General features: G+C 27.0%; 13 protein-coding genes, 2 pseudogenes and 1 riboswitch. Of the genes and pseudogenes, 11 read left to right on the top strand and 4 right to left on the bottom strand.

The features are described from left to right. The 3 genes and pseudogenes from ABCP60_RS04670 to ABCP60_RS04660 all read left to right on the top strand — a co-directional run. A pseudogene (locus ABCP60_RS04670) lies at positions 1–670 on the top strand (hypothetical protein); the annotation flags it as partial. A 176-nt stretch (positions 671–846) separates the two neighbouring features. Next, entirely contained in the window at positions 847–2,370 is a 1,524-nt protein-coding gene (locus tag ABCP60_RS04665) for an FAD-dependent oxidoreductase (protein WP_166505464.1), read from the top strand. Between the two features lie 237 nt (positions 2,371–2,607). After that, positions 2,608–3,798: pseudogene (locus ABCP60_RS04660) on the top strand (MFS transporter). A 49-nt stretch (positions 3,799–3,847) separates the two neighbouring features. On the opposite strand, the gene ABCP60_RS04655 reads toward ABCP60_RS04660, so the two are convergent. Further along, positions 3,848–4,522: a lysoplasmalogenase gene (locus ABCP60_RS04655; RefSeq protein WP_343101334.1), complete on the bottom strand. Its 675-nt coding sequence runs from the start codon at positions 4,520–4,522 to the stop codon at positions 3,848–3,850. A 48-nt stretch (positions 4,523–4,570) separates the two neighbouring features. Here ABCP60_RS04655 and ABCP60_RS04650 point away from each other — a divergent pair, with 48 nt between their 5' ends. From ABCP60_RS04650 to ABCP60_RS04630, 5 genes are all read left to right on the top strand, one after another. Next, positions 4,571–5,968 carry an aldehyde dehydrogenase gene (locus tag ABCP60_RS04650; RefSeq protein ID WP_195928981.1) on the top strand — a complete coding sequence of 466 codons (1,398 nt, stop codon included), beginning with the start codon at positions 4,571–4,573 and terminating at the stop codon, positions 5,966–5,968. A gap of 97 nt (positions 5,969–6,065) precedes the next feature. Beyond that, positions 6,066–6,240, top strand: a riboswitch (cobalamin riboswitch). Positions 6,241–6,772: 532 nt separating this feature from the next. Continuing rightward, a complete protein-coding gene (locus ABCP60_RS04645; protein WP_092925734.1) occupies positions 6,773–7,684 on the top strand; it encodes an ABC transporter substrate-binding protein in 912 nt (303 codons plus the stop codon). Then, positions 7,668–8,696, top strand: a complete 1,029-nt coding sequence (locus ABCP60_RS04640) for an iron ABC transporter permease (RefSeq protein WP_092925736.1) — start codon at positions 7,668–7,670, stop codon at positions 8,694–8,696. Before ABCP60_RS04645 ends, ABCP60_RS04640 begins: the two co-directional genes overlap by 17 nt. Before the next feature lies 1 nt (position 8,697). Next, positions 8,698–9,453, top strand: coding sequence for an ABC transporter ATP-binding protein (locus tag ABCP60_RS04635; protein ID WP_092925738.1), 756 nt, complete (start codon positions 8,698–8,700; stop codon positions 9,451–9,453). A 158-nt stretch (positions 9,454–9,611) separates the two neighbouring features. Then, positions 9,612–10,148, top strand: a complete 537-nt coding sequence (locus ABCP60_RS04630; protein ID WP_092925740.1) for a hypothetical protein — start codon at positions 9,612–9,614, stop codon at positions 10,146–10,148. Positions 10,149–10,214: 66 nt separating this feature from the next. On the opposite strand, the gene ABCP60_RS04625 is transcribed toward ABCP60_RS04630, so the two are convergent. Next, positions 10,215–11,546: a hemolysin family protein gene (locus ABCP60_RS04625; RefSeq protein WP_092925742.1), complete on the bottom strand. Its 1,332-nt coding sequence runs from the start codon at positions 11,544–11,546 to the stop codon at positions 10,215–10,217. Positions 11,547–11,749: 203 nt separating this feature from the next. Next, on the bottom strand, positions 11,750–14,365 hold the full coding sequence (locus ABCP60_RS04620) for a cation-translocating P-type ATPase (protein WP_092925744.1): 2,616 nt from the start codon (positions 14,363–14,365) through the stop codon (positions 11,750–11,752). A gap of 573 nt (positions 14,366–14,938) precedes the next feature. On the opposite strand from ABCP60_RS04620, the gene ABCP60_RS04615 reads away from it, so the two are divergent. Then, entirely contained in the window at positions 14,939–15,598 is a 660-nt protein-coding gene (locus ABCP60_RS04615) for a hypothetical protein (RefSeq protein ID WP_343101333.1), read from the top strand. A gap of 166 nt (positions 15,599–15,764) precedes the next feature. Here the strand turns inward: ABCP60_RS04615 and ABCP60_RS04610 are convergent, their stop codons facing one another. Continuing rightward, positions 15,765–16,670 carry a glucosaminidase domain-containing protein gene (locus ABCP60_RS04610; RefSeq protein ID WP_092925746.1) on the bottom strand — a complete coding sequence of 302 codons (906 nt, stop codon included), beginning with the start codon at positions 16,668–16,670 and terminating at the stop codon, positions 15,765–15,767. Positions 16,671–16,991: 321 nt separating this feature from the next. Here ABCP60_RS04610 and ABCP60_RS04605 point away from each other — a divergent pair, with 321 nt between their 5' ends. After that, the gene (locus ABCP60_RS04605) at positions 16,992–17,645 is read left to right on the top strand and encodes an NAD(P)H-dependent oxidoreductase (RefSeq protein ID WP_195581124.1); all 654 of its coding nucleotides are present in this window, start codon (positions 16,992–16,994) and stop codon (positions 17,643–17,645) included. Between the two features lie 399 nt (positions 17,646–18,044). Then, entirely contained in the window at positions 18,045–18,656 is a 612-nt protein-coding gene (locus ABCP60_RS04600; RefSeq protein WP_092925750.1) for a YitT family protein, read from the top strand. Positions 18,657–18,680 lie beyond the last annotated feature (24 nt).

Below are 18,680 nucleotides of genomic sequence, written 5' to 3'. Positions count from 1 at the left end.
ACAAGGGCTTCAAGGTAAGATAGGGCCACAGGGACCAAGAGGAGAGAAAGGAGAGCAAGGACCTGAAGGTAAGATAGGACCACAGGGACCAAGAGGCGAAAAAGGGGAGCAAGGAGCTGAAGGTAAGATAGGGCCACAAGGGCCAAGAGGAGAAAAGGGAGAACCAGGACTTGAAGGTAAAACAGGGCCACAAGGGCCAAGAGGAGAAAAAGGAGAACAAGGGCTTCAAGGTAAGATAGGACCACAGGGACCAAGAGGAGAAAAAGGAAATTCAACAGTTCAAAATAATGCTTATCTAGTTCAGTCAGAATCAGTAAGTATTAGCCCAACATCAAGATTTGTATTTAATTCTAGTTTTATAAATGGTACAGATATAAGTGTTAAAAATGATGGCATGACTGTAGTTTTATCTCCAAATGCCACATATTATATTAAGTATACAGTAACAGGAAATTCGTATAATACTTATATAGTTGGACTTAGAGTAAATGAAGCTTTAATCAAAGGGTCACTAGCATACTGTGAAGAAGGTATTAAAAATTCAATTAGTAATGGAGCTATATATACTACTGGAAATTGTGAAGAGGAGCTTGACTTATATAATTTTTCTAACAGAAATATAAAAACAATACCAAATTCAGTTAATATGCAAATAATAAGAATTAATTAACTTTATAAATAAGATTAATTAAAAATAACAAAAAGCTATCTTACAAAGTAAGATAGCTTTTTGTTTATGTATTTATAATGGTTTATTTGTATATTTAAGCTCAATATTTATAATAATTATGTATTTTAATGGGAAATATACTATATCATGGACAAATTAAATTAAGGAGAAATGAAATGAATGAATCTTATTGGATTTTAAGCTCTAAGCATAGTGAGTTAGGTAACTTAGAAAAAAATATAAAAACAAATATTTTAATAGTTGGTGGAGGAATAGTAGGAGTTACAACAGCTTATTTATTAGCTAAAAATGGTTTAAAATCTACTATTGTTGATGCTAATAAAATAGGTTATGGAGGTTCTGGGAGAAATACTGGAAAGATAACTTCACAACATGGAATAATATATTCAAAGCTAAACCAAAAGTACGGAATAGAAGATGCTAAATTATACTATGAAGGTAATAATCAGGCACTTAATTTAATTGAAAAAATAACAAAAGAACACAATATAGACTGTAATTTAAAAAGAGAAGACTCATATATACTTGCACAAAATGAAAATTACTTAGAAGAATTAAAAGAGGAATATGAGATTTGTAAAAAAATAGGGATTGATTGCGAGTACCATAAAAGTTTAGATTTACCAGTAGATGTGAAGGGAGCTATTAGTTTTAAAAATCAATGTCAATTTAATCCTAAAAAGTATATAGATGGATTACTAAAAGAATGTATAAACTTAGGGGTTAAAGTTTATGAAAATACACCTATAGTTGACTTTAATAAAGGAGAAGTTTGTGAATTAAGAACCAACAAAAATAATAAAATTTTTGCAGATATAGTTGTAATAGCATCACATATGCCTTGGTATGATGGTAAAAACCTTTACTTTGCAAAAGAAAAGGGAGGAAGGTCTTATTTAATAGCTGGCAAACTAGAAAAAGACATAATCCCAGGAATGTTTTTAGGAGTTGAGGAACAAGGGATAACATTTAGAACTTATAATGAAGGTAACAGAAAACTATTAATATTTGGTGGTGGAGATCATAAAGTTGGTCAGTGTAAAAATGAAGAAGAAATGTATGAAAAACTAAAAAATTATGCAAAAGATAAATTTAAAATTAAAGAATTTAAATATCAATGGTCAGCTCAAGATTATATGAGTTATGACTACCTACCTTATATAGGTTATATAAACAAAAAACAAGACAATGTATATGTAGCTACAGGATTTTCTAAGTGGGGAATGAGTAATGGAACTTTATCAGCAATAATAATAAGTGATCTTATAGCTAAAAAAGAATCTATATATGAAAATCTATTTAATCCATCTAGAAAAAGTAGCTATTTAACAACAGATTTTTATAAAGAAAATTTAAATATGACAATAGAGTATATAAAAGGGAAATTTAATATAGGAAAAGAAGAATTATATATAGAAAAAGGAGAAGGGCAGATTGTAACTATTGATGGAAAAAGATATGGGGCTTATAGACATCTTAATGATGAACTTTATATAGTTGATATAACTTGTACTCATCTAGGTTGCGAACTTAGATTTAATTCAGCAGAAAAAACTTGGGACTGCCCATGCCATGCTTCTAGATATGATTATAAAGGAAATGTATTAGAAGGACCTACTGTAAAACCTTTAAAAAGATACGGAGAAGGAAAAAATCATATTCATATAAACTTGAATTAAGGTATATATAATATATTTAAAGACAGAATATAGCTTAAAATTTACGAATTTTAAATTTATATAAAACGAGGAGCTATCAAAATGATTGCTCCTCATTTTATATCTTACAGTTGTATATTATTAATTAAATAAAACGTATATGCTTTGAATGTTAAATAATAATATTAAGATTACTTGAATACACTAAAGTGGACAGAAACTTTACAAAAACAATCTGCTCATACTTAGGAGGTAGATATGAGTATAAAAAACAATGTTTTCTTTCAAAAGCTAGAACTTAGACAATTTTGCACTTATAGATTTATATTTGGAATAAGTTATAGCTTTATGATTCCTATAATACCACTTTTCCTTGATTCAATTGGAATAACTACAGTTATGATTGGTACTATAATGTCTTTATATGGAGTAAGCAAAACACTAGCACAGATTCTATTTGGGAGAGTATCTGATTATATAGGAGATAAAAAAACTTTAATATTTACTTTGATACTAATGACCTTTGTTCCATTTTGTTATACCATAACAAATAAGCATATAATAGCAGGAAGCTTATACATAATACAAGGAGCAGTACTTGGTATGTTAGCACCTGCTACTTATTCTATATTATCAAGATCCGTAGAAGTAACTAGAAGATGAGAAAGTACAGGATTAGCAGCAGTTTTTACATTCGGTGGAGGAATAGGTGCTGCTATTGCTGGATACATTTTATCAAATACTGGTAGTTATGATATTGTATTTTATTTATCTTCAGGAGGGATATTGCTTACACTTATATATGTAATATTTAAGGTAGAAAAAGGCAAATTGGATCATTCTAAGTGTAGTAGCAAAAAGAAAGCTATAAAAGAAGAAATTAAAAGATATAGTTTAAAATATAAAATAATTATGTTATGCGCTATTGCATTTTTAGGAGACTATATATATGGATGTGTAGTTGCTTTATTCCATTTTTATGGACAGGAAGTGCTGGGAGCTACTACATCGTACACTTCATCAATTATATCAATATACTTATTTGAATTTGGGTTAGGAGCACCTATTGCAGGGTGGGTAAGTGATAAGATAGGAAATAAAAGACAATTATTTTTATCTTTTTGTGTTATTAATATAACCTTACTTGGATTATCTTTTACAAGAAGCATATCTATATTTACTACTATAATAATAGTATATTTTCTTGGAGCAACTTTTTTAAATGCTTCACTTCAAAGTCTTTTATCAGAGTTTGGGGAAAATCCTAAAATAAAGGGTAGCGTATTTGGTATAGTTGGAGCATCTGAATCTTTTGGATATGCACTTGGGCCAATGTTATCTGCACATGTATATAATTTTAATAAGTCTTGGTTATTTTTAAGTCTATTATTAGTTTCAATGATAGTTTCAATTATTTATTTACTATTATATAAAAAAGCTAAAATATAAAATTTAATAAAATAACCCATACGTCAAAACTTAAGACATAGGGGTATTTTTACATGTATGAAACACTTAATGCTATACAACATTGTGCAATGTAATAAACTAAAAGATTAAGACCTGCCATAAATTTTGGACAATCTCTATAAAAATATACAAAAGACAATATTAAATCAGAAACTATAAATAATAATGCTCCAATTATAACTAAAAATACTCCAAAATTATTAAATCCTACTAAATATAAAGATATTGATTTTATAAACATAAAGCTAATAAGTACAGCATAAAAGGCTATATATCTAAATACTCCTTTAAAATCAAAGTTTTTAATAGACTTTAGTATAGATAAAGAACCTATGGAAAGTATAGCAGTAAATAAAATATCATAAACAGTTAAAGAAGTAATAGATACAAAACATAAGGAAAAGAATATATGAGTTATACTAAAGCTTAAAAGACCATGAATAAAAGCATTACCCATAGAGTTTTTACTTCCATTCTCAAATATAAGAAATATATCTCCAAATAGTGAAAATATAAGCCCCATAAGTATAAGTATAAAATAAGTAAAATTATTACTAGAACTATATCCATTTATACATATTCCTATAAATAATAAGCTAGTTACAGTTTTTAAAATATGCCTTAAATTTTTAAAAGGTTTATATGTAAAATAAATAAGGCTTATTAAAGATAAAGTCATAAAAAAAAATAATAAATAGACCATAACAACCTCCTCAATATACAATAAATAATATATAATTATAATAATACAATATATGTAAATTCACAGAAAAGAGATGAGAGATTGATAAAAGATATATTAAATAATCAAAGGTTATACTTTGAAAGCAATAAGACTAAAGATATAAACTTTAGATTAGATAAATTAAAAACTCTTAAAAAAGCTATAGTAGAAAATGAAGAGGCTATACTTAATGCACTTTATAAAGATTTAGGAAAATCACATTTTGAAGGATATGAAACAGAAATTGGTATAGTATTAGAGGAGATAAACTACGCTATAAAACATTTAAAAAGTTGGAGCAAAAATAAGAAAGTATCAACTCCTATAACTCAATTTCCTGCTAAAAGTTATATAGTAAGTGAACCTTATGGAGTAGTACTTATAATGGCGCCTTGGAATTATCCCTTCCAATTAACTATATCTCCGCTTATAGGTGCTATAGCTGGTGGAAATTGCTCAATACTTAAGCCATCGGAGTTTTCAGTTCATACTTCTAAGGTAATAGTTGATATTATAAATAAGTACTTTGAAAGAGGATATATAAACGTAATAGAAGGTGGAATAGGAGTTAATCAACAGATATTAGAAGAAAGATTTGATTATATATTCTTTACAGGTAGTGTAAATGTAGGAAAGATAGTAATGAATAAAGCATCTAAATATTTAACACCAGTAACCCTTGAACTAGGAGGTAAAAGCCCTTGTATAGTAGAAAAGTCAGCAAATGTAGACCTAAGTGCTAAAAGAATAGTATGGGGGAAATTTTTAAATGCGGGTCAAACCTGTGTAGCACCTGATTATATTATAGTGCACAAAGATATTAAAAAAGATTTAATAGATAATATGAAAAAATATATAATAAAGTTTTATGGAAATAATCCTATTGAAAGTGTGGACTATCCTAAAATAATAAATAAAACACACTTTGATAGATTAAATAATCTTATGAAAAACACAGATGTAATTATAGGTGGAAATATAGATAAATCTAAATTAAAAATAGCACCGACCATTATAGATAATATAGACCATACTTATCCTATAATGGATGAAGAAATATTTGGACCACTACTTCCTATAATAACTTATGAAGATTATAAAGATATAATAGAAATAGTAAAAAAACATCCAAATCCACTAGCACTATATTTATTTACTAAAAATAAAGATATTGAAAAATACATAACAAATAATATAGCTTTTGGAGGAGGGTGTATAAATGATACTATAATCCATCTAGCCACTTCAAATCTTCCATTTGGAGGTAGAGGAACTAGTGGAATGGGATCTTATCATGGTAAGAAAAGCTTTGATACTTTTACACATAAAAAGAGTATACTTAAAAAGTCAAATTTAATAGATATACCAGTTAGATATGCACCTTATAAGGGCAAATTAAAATTACTTAAAAAGATATTAAAATAAATATATTAATTTATAGATCAAATATTTAAAGTAGATTATAAATAAAGGTTTTGATATAATTAAATTAAAGTATATAATACTTGAATGTATAAAATTTAATAAATATAAAGTGCTTGGTGTCAAGTAGACTTAATAGGGAATTAGATGAAAATTCTAAGCTACCCCAGTAACCGTAAAACTGACGAAATCTTAAAAAGCCACTGATAATTCGGGAAGGCAAGAAAGTAGGAAGAAGTTGAGCCGGGATACCTGCCAGTACTTTTTAATCTATTGCCTTCTGAGGGTAGGGTATATAATTAATTTGAATAATTTAGCATACTCTAAGAGTGTGCTTTTTGTATTTAATTTATATAAATATCATTTCAGCTAATAACACTGCAGTTAAATATAGAAATAAGTGTTAAATCAAAATATTCTTATCTTTATATAACTTAAATAATAAGATATGTTTAAAAATAATAAAGTATAAATGTACTTCATTTGACATTAAAATGACACATTTTGACGCGATATAATGATAAACTAAGATTAAAGATTACATAATCCTTAGTAAAATGATAATTTGTATCTATAAAACTATAAATATTTAAAAGAAAGGAGGAGTAAGTTCAAGGATATGTCATTTAATAATAACTAAAAATTAATTAGATTAATGCATAGACATGAAAGGCAAAACAATGAAGTAGATGAGTTAAAATTTAAATTTGTAAATACCCCTTCAGGATGCTTCTATGTTGAATTAAATAAAGACAACGACATAGAATAAAAAACTTATAAGGAAAATTTAAAAATAAGGAGTAAAATATGAAAAAGAAAGTATTAAGTATAATAATGGCTGTAACCTTGGTAATGCTTACAGTAGTTGGATGTTCAAGTAAAGAAGTGGTTATAAAAGACAGAGAAGGCAGAGAGATTAAAGTACCAAATAAAATAGATAGAATAATATCAACAGCACCATCTAATACTGAAGTATTAGTAGAACTTGGACTTGCTGATAAGCTAGTAGCAGTAGATAAGTATTCAGCAGATGTCGCTGGTATACCAGATAATGTAGAATTAATAGATTTTTCCAAGCCAGATGCAGAAAAAATAATAGGATTAGAGCCTGACATAATAGTAGCATCAGGGCATAATAAAACTGGTTCAACTGAAGATCCATTTAAGATAGTTGAAGAATCTGGAATAAGTGTAGCTTACATACCAAGTAGTAATAGTATACAAGGGATATATGACGATATAACTTTTATATCTGAAGTAACTAACACTAAGGAAAAAGGCAAGAAAATAGTAGAAAATACAAAATCTCAAATTGAGGATATAGCTAAAAAAGGTAAAGATATAAAAAATAAGAAAAAAGTTTATTTTGAAATAGGACCAGCTCCAAATCTTTATAGCTTTGGTAACTCGACATTCTTAAATGAAATGATAGAATTAATAGGAGCTGAAAATATACTTAAAGATGAAAATGCTTGGATATCACCAAGTGCAGAAACTATAATAGATAAAAATCCAGATGTTATATTAACTAATGTTAATTACATAGAAAATCCAACTGATGAAATAAAAGGTCGTGAAGGTTGGGAAAATATAAATGCAGTAAAAAATAATCAAGTTTATCAAATAGATACAAATTCATCATCTCGTCCATCTCAACATATAATAAAAGCCCTAAATGAGATGGCAAAGGCAATATATCCAAATGTATACAACAACTAGAAAGTGGGCATTACTTTCTATCCCAATAGTATTTATAATATTTTGTATTGGAACTTCTATTGGAAGTTCCAATATTAATATAATAGACACTGCACAGATACTTTTTTACAAATTATTTAATCTATCACTAGGAGATAATATAAATCCTAAAGATGTATCTATAATATGGGCCCTTAGAGTACCAAGAGTATTACTAGCATTTTTAGTTGGTGGTTCACTTGCTGTAAGTGGATCAGTAGTCCAATCTATTTTAAAAAATGAACTAGCATCTCCATATACCCTAGGAGTATCATCAGGTGCATCACTAGGTGCAGGTCTAGTTATAATACTTGGGGTAAACATACCTTTTTTAGGAAATTTAACTCTACCTTTAATAGGTTTTTTATTTGGGCTTTTTACAGTATATGGAGTTATAGTATTTTCCTCTAAAATAGATAAAACAATGTCAAATAACACCATAATACTTGCGGGTATGGTATTTTCTTTATTTGTAAATGCGCTTTTAACAACTATAACGGCGTTATTTAGTGAAGATTTAAAAAGTATAAGTCTATGGCAAATGGGAAGTTTTGCTATGAAAGGATTCTCAGCAGTTAAAGCTATAATACCATTTTGTGTAATAGGTATAGTTGGTATTTTAATATATACAAAAGAAATGGATATATTAACTTTTGGTGAAGAACAAGCTAAAGCTGTCGGAGTAAATACTACTAAAGTGAAAAAAAGACTATTTATATTTTCAGCAATACTTACAGGAAGTGCGGTAGCATTAAGTGGGACTATAGGATTTGTAGACTTGATAGCACCTCATATAGTTAGACGTATATTTGGTTCTAAGCACTCTTACGTAATACCAATGTCATTTGTATTTGGTGGGAGCTTAATGGTAATAACAGACTTAATAGCAAGAACTGTAGTAACACCAGCAGAACTACCAGTAGGTGCTGTGACGGCTATAATTGGTGCGCCATTTTTTGCTTATGTATATTTTAGTAAAGGTAAGAGGTCATAATATGTTAGAAGTTAAAAATCTTTTTTGTAGTTATGATAATGTAGATATAATAAAAAATGTAAGTTTTAAAGTAGAAAAGGGTAAAAATTTATGCATAGTAGGTCCAAATGGATGTGGTAAAAGTACATTACTAAAGTCCATTGCAAATATTATAGATTATAGAGGCAGCATAAAAATAGACAATGATGAAGTAAATACTTTAAGTAGAAAACAATTAGCTACTAAAATAGCCCTTATGAGCCAAATAAGTCAAATATACTTTCCATATAGTATATATGAAACAGTTTCACTTGGAAGATATGCACACTCTAGTGGTATATTTAACTCTTTAAATAAAAAAGATAAAGAGTTAATATTAGATTCAATAGATAAAGTAGGATTATTAGACATTAAAGATAAGCCTATTACTGAATTATCAGGAGGTCAGCTTCAAAGGGTATTTTTAGCTAGAACATTTGCTCAGGATCCAGATGTAATACTTCTTGATGAACCAACTAACCACTTAGATTTAAAGTATCAAATAGAGTTACTAAAGCATCTATCTACTTGGGCTAAAGAAAAAAATAAAATAGTAATTGGAGTACTTCATGACTTAAATTTAGTACATTTTTTTAGCGATGATGTATGTTTAGTTAACAATGGAGAAATAGTAGCATATGGAAAGTCAAGAGATGTATTTAAAGGAGACAATTTAAAAGAAATATATAAGATAGATGTAGCTAAATTTATGATAGAAGTATTAGAAAAATGGAAATAAAAAACTATAGTGATAACTATAGTTTTTTTTATTTTTATAAATGATTTGATTAAAAAAATTATATAAAATAGCAATGTATTTTTAATTATACAAAGAATAATAATAGTTGTACTGTAGATAATATAAATATACAACAACTTAGTAAAAGGAGAATTTTAATGAAAAATAAGCCCACTAAAGTAATATTAACTATAGCTAGTATACTACTTTGTTTAGGTATTTTTACAAACAAAATATATGCTATTGAAAATAAAATAAGCACAGTGCCTGTAGTAGTACAAGACCTGCAAGACAAGGAAGCTCTTGCTAATATATTTAGAGAAATCAAAATGATAAGAGACAATATGAGAACTATAGATATAAATACTCAAACTATAAAGGAAAAAAGTGGGATACTAAAACCACAAATAACATCATATATGAATCAATTACAAGGGGTATCTAATAATCTAGAAAGACATAAAAGTATATATAAAGATTCTCAGCCAGATATATTTGTTGCAGATCAACTGCAAATACTATCATCTGTATATCAAGCACTTTTACGAGATCAATTAATATTGATAGATGGACTTTTAAAAGATGATCCAGAATCAAGCAAATTAGTTTTTTCTGATTATTTATACACTATATACTATTATGTGACATTAGGTGATCAAATGCTTAACTATATAAATGAAAACTACGGATTTTAAAATCATATTTTATAACATAAAATGAGCTATCTTTATATAAAGATAGCTCACTTTTATATAGAAATTTTAATTATCAACCTCATGAAATATATTATCAAAATGAATTTTAATATCTTGAATTCTTCTATTTTCAACTTTTAGAACAGTAAACTTAATATCATTTATTAAAAGCTCTGTATTTTCATCAGGAATTTCATCTAAATTAGTTATTAAATAACCATTTAAAGTATCATAATCTCCTTCATCTAAATCAAGTTCAAATTCTTCATTAAAATCATTTATAGATAGAGAACCTTTGACTATATAATTATTATCATCAATTTTTTTTATAGGTTTTTCTTCTAAATCATATTCATCTTCTATATCACCGACAATTTCTTCTATTAAGTCTTCTAATGTAACTATTCCACTAAAGCCTCCATACTCATCAAATAATAAAGAAAGATGTATTTTTTTTTCTTTTAAAACCTTAAATAGTTCATTAGTTCTTTTAATTTCTGGAACAAAATAAGGTTCATGAAGAAGGTTTTCTAATTTAACATTTTCAAATCCTACTTTTCTGGCTTCATTAAATAGATCTTTAATATACAATACACCTACTATATTATCTATATCATCTTTGTAAACTGGTATCCTTGAATAATTAAGATCACATATTTCATCTAATATAGTATTTATATCATCATCTATATCTATTAAAAAAGTATCACTTCTTGGAGTCATTATTTCTTTAGCCAACTTATCATTAAAGTCAAATACTTTATATATCATTTGCTTTTCATCATATTCTATACAGCCATCTTCTTGAGATTGTATTATAAGTGACCTTAATTCTTCTTCAGATATTTTTTCTTCTATATCAACGTCATTATTTTTAGTTAACTTTAAAACTAGAGAAGTGGACATAGAAAGTATTTTTATAAAGGGTTTAGCGATTATAGATATAAGATAAACTGGCTTTACAGAAAATAGTGCTATACTTTCAGCTTTTTTAAGAGCTATTCTCTTAGGTACTAATTCACCAAAAACTAGTGTAAAGTATGATAATAATAAAGTTATACTTATCATAGATATTTCACTAGTATATGGAAGGTTTAATGGAATTAATACTGTCTCTAAATAGCTAGATAACCCAGTAGCAGCAGATGCACTTGAGAAAAAACCAGCTAGTGTTATACCAATTTGTATAGTAGATAAGAAGTTACTAGGTTCTGCTATAAGCCTTTGAAGTAAGATTGCTTTTTTATTACCTTCATCGCTTAAAGATTTGATTTTTGATTTGTTAACAGAAACTATAGCCATTTCTGCTGAAGCAAAGAATGCATTAATACTTGTAAGTATTACTATTAAAACTAATTGTGGGATCAAGTTCCCGGGGTCTGAATCTAAATTACTCATTTTTTCCTCCTAAACATTTTAAATTTAATACATTATTTTAATTAATGAGATTTGTTAGATACTATATATGTAGTATATAATATAAGTTTGTCTAAGGTTATAAACCTTAGACAAATAATTTATTTAAAACATCTTGCTTAACTATACAATAGATAGACTTATAGACAAAAAGGGTAGTTGTTTATTAAGCAAGATATAGTAAGCTATTTTTTCGTTATAAATTTAGTTCCTTCCATTAGCAATGTACTAATAATTGCTAATACTAAACAAGTTATAAAGCTTGTAAAGTTGTAATTATTTGGTATTGAGAAAATATCTCTCATAAATGGAAGTAGTGTAAGTGAAAACATACCTAAGCAAGTAACAACAGCACCTAATGCATATTTATTAGATTTAAATCCTATTTTAAATATAGTTTCAGTGTTTGATCTTGATGCAAAAGTCTGTATTATTCTAGATAATGTTAAAGTTGAGAAGGCCATAGCTACTCCCATTTCAGGTGAAGTTTTAAGACCAATATATTGAGCTATTATAGTAACTAGACCAATAATAGAACCTCTAGTTAATACAGATTTTAAAGTATCTTTTGATAATATTTTTTCATTAATATCTCTTGGAGGATTTTTCATAACAGACTTTTCAGGCTGTTCAAGTCCAAGAGCAATTGCTGGTAGGGAATCTGTAACTAAGTTTATAAATAGTAATTGTATAGTTGTAAATGGATTAGGTAAGTTAGCAAATACAGAAAATAGTATAGCTATTATTCCACCTAGATTACCTGAAAATAAATAAGTTATAGATTTTTTTATGTTAGTATAAACTGTTCTACCAACTTCAACAGCATTTACGATACTAGCAAAGTTATCATCAACTAACACCATAGCAGATGCATCTTTAGCAACTTCAGTACCACTACCCATACCTATACCTATATCTGCTTGCTTAAGTGCAGGAGCATCATTAACGCCATCACCAGTCATAGCACATACTTTACCTTTTCTTTGCCATGCTTTTACTATTCTTATTTTATTTTCTGGTGAAACTCTAGCATAAACTGATATATGTTCTAATTTTTCATCTAACTCTTTATCACTTAATAAATCAAGCTCTTTACCAGTTAAAGCTATATCATCAGCCTCCATTATGCCAATATCTTTAGCAATGGCAGCAGCAGTAGTTTTATGGTCTCCTGTGATCATAACAGTTTTTATACCAGAATTTTTAGCATTTTTAACTGCATCATAAACTTCTTCTCTAGGAGGGTCTATCATTGCAGTAAGACCTATTAAAGTAAGATTATTTTCATCACTTATATCTAAATTAGTATCATTAACTTTCTTAGTTGCAAAAGCTAAAACTCTAAGAGCTTTATTTGAAAACTCTTCATTTTTTTTCTTATAATCTTCTATTATTTCATCAGTTATAGAAACTACCTCTCCATCTTCAAGTGAATAATTACATCTACTAAACACAATATCAGGGGCACCTTTAGTAAACATTACTAAGTCACCATCTATTTTATTAATAGTAGACATTAATTTTCTATCACTATCAAAAGGTAATTCTCCAACTCTTTCGTATTTTTCTCTTATAGATTTGTAGTCAAATTCATTTTTATTAGCATAGTTCATAAGTGCTATTTCTGTTGGGTCACCAATTTCAACACCTTCGCTAGTTATATCTGAATCGTTACAAAGACTTGCGCAAAGTATTAAAGAAGACTCATTAAGTGAAATATTATTAGTTAAAGCAATCTCACCATCAACATTATCAGCAAGTACTTTAGAAGTAGAACCATACATATAAGTATCTACAACAGTCATTTTGTTTTGAGTTAAAGTACCAGTTTTATCAGTGCATATGACACTTGTAGAACCTAGCGTTTCAACTGCTGGAAGTTTTCTTATTATAGCTTGTTTTTTAGCCATAGTGTTAGTTCCAACTGCTAAAACTATAGTAACTATAGAAGATAATGCTTCTGGTATTGCAGCAACTGCAATAGCAACTGAGAACATAAATGAATCAATAACACTTGCATTTCTTAAAAGCTGAATAGCAAATATAAGAGCTGCTAAACCTACTATACCAATTCCAAGTTTTTTACCAAATTCATCTAATTTAACCTGAAGTGGTGTTTGCTTATTTCCTGCATTATCTAGCATATGTGCTATCTTACCCATTTCAGTATTCATAGCTGTAGATGTAACAACATAAACACCTCTACCATATACTACCATTGAGCCACTAAATACCATATTTTTTTGATCGCCAAGGGCAACTTCTTCTTCTATCATATTTTCATGTTTTAGTACAGGTTCACTTTCACCAGTTAACATTCCCTCAACAACCTTAAGGCTTTGAGATTCTATAACTCTACCATCTGCTGGGACGTAGTCGCCGGCCTCTAGGATAACTACATCTCCAGGAACTAGTTCTCTTGAATCTACAGTAATCTTTATGCCATTTCTTATAACTTTAGCAGTAGGAACTGATAATTTTTTTAAACTATCAAGTGAACCTTCAGCTTTTTGGGTTTGAACAACTGATAATATAGAGTTTAGTATTAAAACTGCAAATATTATAACTGATTCAATTGCTTCACCTAAGAATATTTGAACTAGAGCTGCTACTAAAAGAATAATAACTAATGGATCTTTAAATGTTTCTAAAAACAATTTAAAAACAGAAGTTTTTTCCTTTTCTTTTAGTTCATTATAGCCATGCTTAGAGAGCTTCTTGTCAAACTCCTCCTGTGTAAGACCTTGTAAGCTAGAATCTAGCTCATTTAAGACTTTTTCAATATTTTTTTTGTAAAACATTAACATACCTCCATTTGCTTTTTTTGGCAAATAAAAAAGACCTCATGAATAAATTATTAAACGTAAATTTATTCTGAAGGTCTTGCTAACAAGTTATGTACTTGCTAATCAACCGGGATATTATCCGACATGACGATTGATTATCACAAAGTGTGAAAGCTACTCCCCCTCAGGGAGACTTATTTATTTATATAGTCATTATATTCCCATTATTATATATTGACAACACTTTTTTTTTATTTAACTTAGATTTAACATTTAAATGTTATATATCAATCTACAAAATTCGACCAATTATTATAAAAAATATAGATAAAGCATTGATTTAACTGGTATTTAATATATTAAAATTTAAATATATATTAGCATACAATAAAGTGAAATTTTATTAATAGTAAAGTATATAAATATTATATTAAATATAAAAACTAGTGTATTAGTATATATAAATAACTGAATTTATATTATAATAGTTTCAATTAATAAATGTAACGAGGTGAGAAGATTAAAGTATTAATAATAAATAGTTTTGATTTAATCAATTTGTATTACATATATTAGGGAGGAAGAAATTTGAGTACAATATTAAAAAAACTTATTAGATTATTTTTAGGACTATGGTTTTGTGCTATGGGTATAGCATTTATGGTAAATGCTAAACTAGGACTATCACCATGGGATGTACTTCACCAAGGTATAGCTAATAAAATAGGAATAACAATCGGAACTGCTACAATAGCAGTAGGGCTTATATTAGTTATAATAGATGTCATACTAGGTGAAAAAATTGGTTGGGGAACTGTATTAAATATGATATTTATAGGAATATTTTTAGATATCATATTGTTTAGTGGCCTAATACCAGTTTCTAATAATTTAGTATTTGGCATAGTAATGCTTATAATAGGAATGACTCTTATGGGGGTTGGAATGGTTTTATATTTAGGAAGTGGACTTGGCAGTGGACCCAGAGATGGTATGATGATCGCTTTTCAAAAGATAACTAAAAAGCCTATAAAGGTAGTAAGAGGAACTATGGAAATTAGTGCTTTAATACTTGGCTACTTATTAGGTGAACCAGTAGGTATAGGAACTTTAATAACAGCATTTTGTCTTGGACATTTTATACAGTTAGTATTTAAAATATGTAACTTTAAAAGTGCTAACATAAAACATAGATTTATATATCAAGATATAGAATATGCTAAATCTTATTTAAGTAAAAATACTTAAGCAATTTATTTTGTATGTATTAGATTTTATATCATTAAATAATTATACTAAAAATAAAAGGAGTAAATCTAGTAATTAAAAATTATTTAGAAGTACTCCTTTTATTTTTAATACATATTTACCAATGCATCAAAACTTTATAGAGCTTACATTAGAAAATGTATAATTATTTATTTTTTTTAACTGCAACTTCATTATCTATTAATTGAAGATTATATTGTTTAATTAAATTTATTAAGTATTGTGCATAGACTTTTTTACCATTTGAATCTTCTATAGTAGAGTAACCAGCATTTTGTAAAGCAATCGCTTGAGGGATATATGTTTTTGCAGAAAACACTCCATTATTTTTATATCTCTTGTTTTCATATAAAAACTTGCCATGATCACGAATAGAATCGTATTTATTTTTATATTTTCTAAATTTATCATTTATAGTATTATTATAAAATTCATTAGTTTCAAGAAATACAGATTCCCCATTCCAATTAGTATCAGCCTTTATACCAAAGTAATTATTAAAATCTGAAGAGAGTCTAGATTCACCCCAATTAGATTCTAATATTGCTTGAGCTATAGTTATAGATGGTAATACTTTATACTTTTCATAATTATCTATTGCAACTTCTTTTATATCATTTATAAAATTCATATATTTAGTATTTGGTGAAGTTTTATTAGGTGTTAAACTATAATGCTTTAAATCATCTATATATTTATATACTAAAGAGGTCTTTTCCTTATCTAAGTTTAATTTCTTAATAACACTTTCTAGAGAATTTATATAATATTTACCTGAATTTTCTTTTATAAACATATTTGAAATTTTAAATATTTCACTATCGTCTACCTTGTTTTGATTATTATTGTTTAAAACACTTACTATAGAACATACGTATTTCCAATTTACTTGAACTTTATTTTCACTAGCTTTATCAACAATATTTATATATTTAGAAACATTAATATCATCCAAATCTATGTTTTTTTGTTTATTTAAAATTTTTGACCCTATAAAAATACATATTAAAACAGATATAACACATATGATTATAGTTTTATTTATCTTCATTTTATCATCTCCCTTAATATAAACTTGAACTTTATTGTATCATATATATTTAAATTAAAAATAGAATTTACAACTAATTTACAAGTTATATAATAAAGTAAGTTTTTATTAAGGTTTATTTAAGGTTAAATTTAAGCTTCTTTAAATTTGAAAAAATATATTATGTTTGTAAGAAAAAGAAGCATAATATAATTAGTATTTATTTAAGGTATAGAAATAGAGATAATTATATAGATGTAAAAGTTATTTGAGTATAAAGATAGTATAAAAATATAATTGTTACTAAAAATAATAATAATTATATAAAGAAAGGGAGTTATTATGAAAAAGTTATTATATATAAGTGTAAACTCAAAACCTGAAAATTTATCATCAAGCAAAACAGTAGCAAGAAAATTTATAAATAGATTTTTAGAAAGAAATAAAGGTTTTGTTGTTGAAGAAATTGATTTATATAAAGAACATATACCAAGACTTGAGTATCAATACTTTGAAAAAAGAAACTGCATAGTAAGTGAAGAAAATTCAAGAAAGTTAGATGATAAAGATAGAAAAGAAATACAAAAAATTAGAAAACTATGTGATCAATTTATCAGTGCAAATGTATATGTTATAGCAGCACCAATGTGGAGTTTATCATTTCCAGCACCACTTAAAGAATATATAGACTGTATTATTCAAGATAAAAAAACTATAAGTTTTAGTGATGAAAATAAAAAGCCTAAAGGTCTACTTGATGATAAACCTAGAACAATGATTTATATTCAATCATCGGGCGCTCATGTACCTTGGATATTAAAGCCTGCTTTTAACAAAGGAGTGAACTATATAGAAGATATAGCTAAATTTATGGGAATTAAAAAATTTGAAGATTTATTAGTAGATGGAACAGGTTATACAGAAGAAGAAAGATTAGGTGCTATAAAAAAAGCAACAGATTATATAGATGATGTTATAGATTCTATGAAATTTTAAGTAAGCATATGTTTAGTTATATAATTATCTTAAGTTATATATATTATAAAATAATAAAAAAGGAGATATTTATGCTAAAATATCTCCTTTTTTATGTTTAGTAAAACTAAATAAAACAAAAATTTTTATAAACTCAAAATTATATATACTAAACTAAAAAAAATTTAATATAAGAATAGGAAAAAAATAATACACATGTAACCCTTGAAAATACTAGTATCTTCAAAAGATTTAAAAGTTTATAAAAAAAACTCCAAAAATCCCTTGAAAAAATATTGTCAATCTTATATAATATTTAGTTTTAAAAATAACACTATACAAAATAATTTAAAATATATATAATGATATTAAGTCAGGGTAACTGACTAATAAATTATAAAAATATAGGAAGGGATATTTATGGATAGGCGGACGAATGTAAAAAAAATAATGTTAATATTGTTAGGGGCAATGATATTGTCATTTGGAATATTTAATCTAAATTATCAAAACAATATAACTGAAGGTGGAGTGTTAGGAGTTTTACTACTGCTAAAGAATGTTTTCAATGTGGATTTATCTATGGCAAATATATTAATAGATCTTAGTTTATTTGCAGTAGGTTATAAGTTCTTTGGAAAGAAGTTTTTAATGTATTCATTAGTTGCAACAATTAGCTTCTCAGTGTTTTATTCTATATTTGAAGGAATAGGACCTATAATACCAGTTCTTGAAAGCAAGCTACTAGGGACTATATTATCCGGTTTATTTGTAGGTGTAGGAGTTGGTATAATAGTTAGAGAAGGTGCAGCAGCTGGTGGAGATGATGCTTTAGCATTGGTGATTTCTAAGATTACATCTTTAAAAATAGGTAAGATTTATATGATAAGTGATGTAGTTATACTTATATTATCTTTGTCATATCTATCTGCATATGATATATTTTGGTCTTTAATAGCTGTAAATATAAGCGGAAGGCTTATAGACTTAATATATAACTACAACAACACAGATAAGCTAGCAAGTGCTTAACATATATAAAGACAGGTTTAAATA

Source organism: Romboutsia sp. MSSM.1001216sp_RTP31141st1_G3_RTP31141_220114, assembly GCF_039031195.1.
GTDB lineage: Bacteria > Bacillota > Clostridia > Peptostreptococcales > Peptostreptococcaceae > Romboutsia_C > Romboutsia_C hominis.
The sequence above is the reverse complement of the archived record's forward strand: the minus strand, read 5'-3'. Positions and strand labels throughout refer to the sequence as shown.

What these genes read in the sequence shown, in the direction of transcription:
- ABCP60_RS04640 (WP_092925736.1), top strand. Translation starts at nt 7,668, where the DNA reads ATGTATACAACAACTAGAAAGTGGGCATTACTTTCTATCCCAATAGTA.
- ABCP60_RS04655 (WP_343101334.1), bottom strand. Translation starts at nt 4,522, where the DNA reads ATGGTCTATTTATTATTTTTTTTTATGACTTTATCTTTAATAAGCCTT.
- ABCP60_RS04635 (WP_092925738.1), top strand. Translation starts at nt 8,698, where the DNA reads ATGTTAGAAGTTAAAAATCTTTTTTGTAGTTATGATAATGTAGATATA.
- ABCP60_RS04600 (WP_092925750.1), top strand. Translation starts at nt 18,045, where the DNA reads ATGGATAGGCGGACGAATGTAAAAAAAATAATGTTAATATTGTTAGGG.
- ABCP60_RS04620 (WP_092925744.1), bottom strand. Translation starts at nt 14,365, where the DNA reads ATGTTTTACAAAAAAAATATTGAAAAAGTCTTAAATGAGCTAGATTCT.
- ABCP60_RS04605 (WP_195581124.1), top strand. Translation starts at nt 16,992, where the DNA reads ATGAAAAAGTTATTATATATAAGTGTAAACTCAAAACCTGAAAATTTA.
- ABCP60_RS04625 (WP_092925742.1), bottom strand. Translation starts at nt 11,546, where the DNA reads ATGAGTAATTTAGATTCAGACCCCGGGAACTTGATCCCACAATTAGTT.
- ABCP60_RS04645 (WP_092925734.1), top strand. Translation starts at nt 6,773, where the DNA reads ATGAAAAAGAAAGTATTAAGTATAATAATGGCTGTAACCTTGGTAATG.
- ABCP60_RS04630 (WP_092925740.1), top strand. Translation starts at nt 9,612, where the DNA reads ATGAAAAATAAGCCCACTAAAGTAATATTAACTATAGCTAGTATACTA.
- ABCP60_RS04665 (WP_166505464.1), top strand. Translation starts at nt 847, where the DNA reads ATGAATGAATCTTATTGGATTTTAAGCTCTAAGCATAGTGAGTTAGGT.
- ABCP60_RS04610 (WP_092925746.1), bottom strand. Translation starts at nt 16,670, where the DNA reads ATGAAGATAAATAAAACTATAATCATATGTGTTATATCTGTTTTAATA.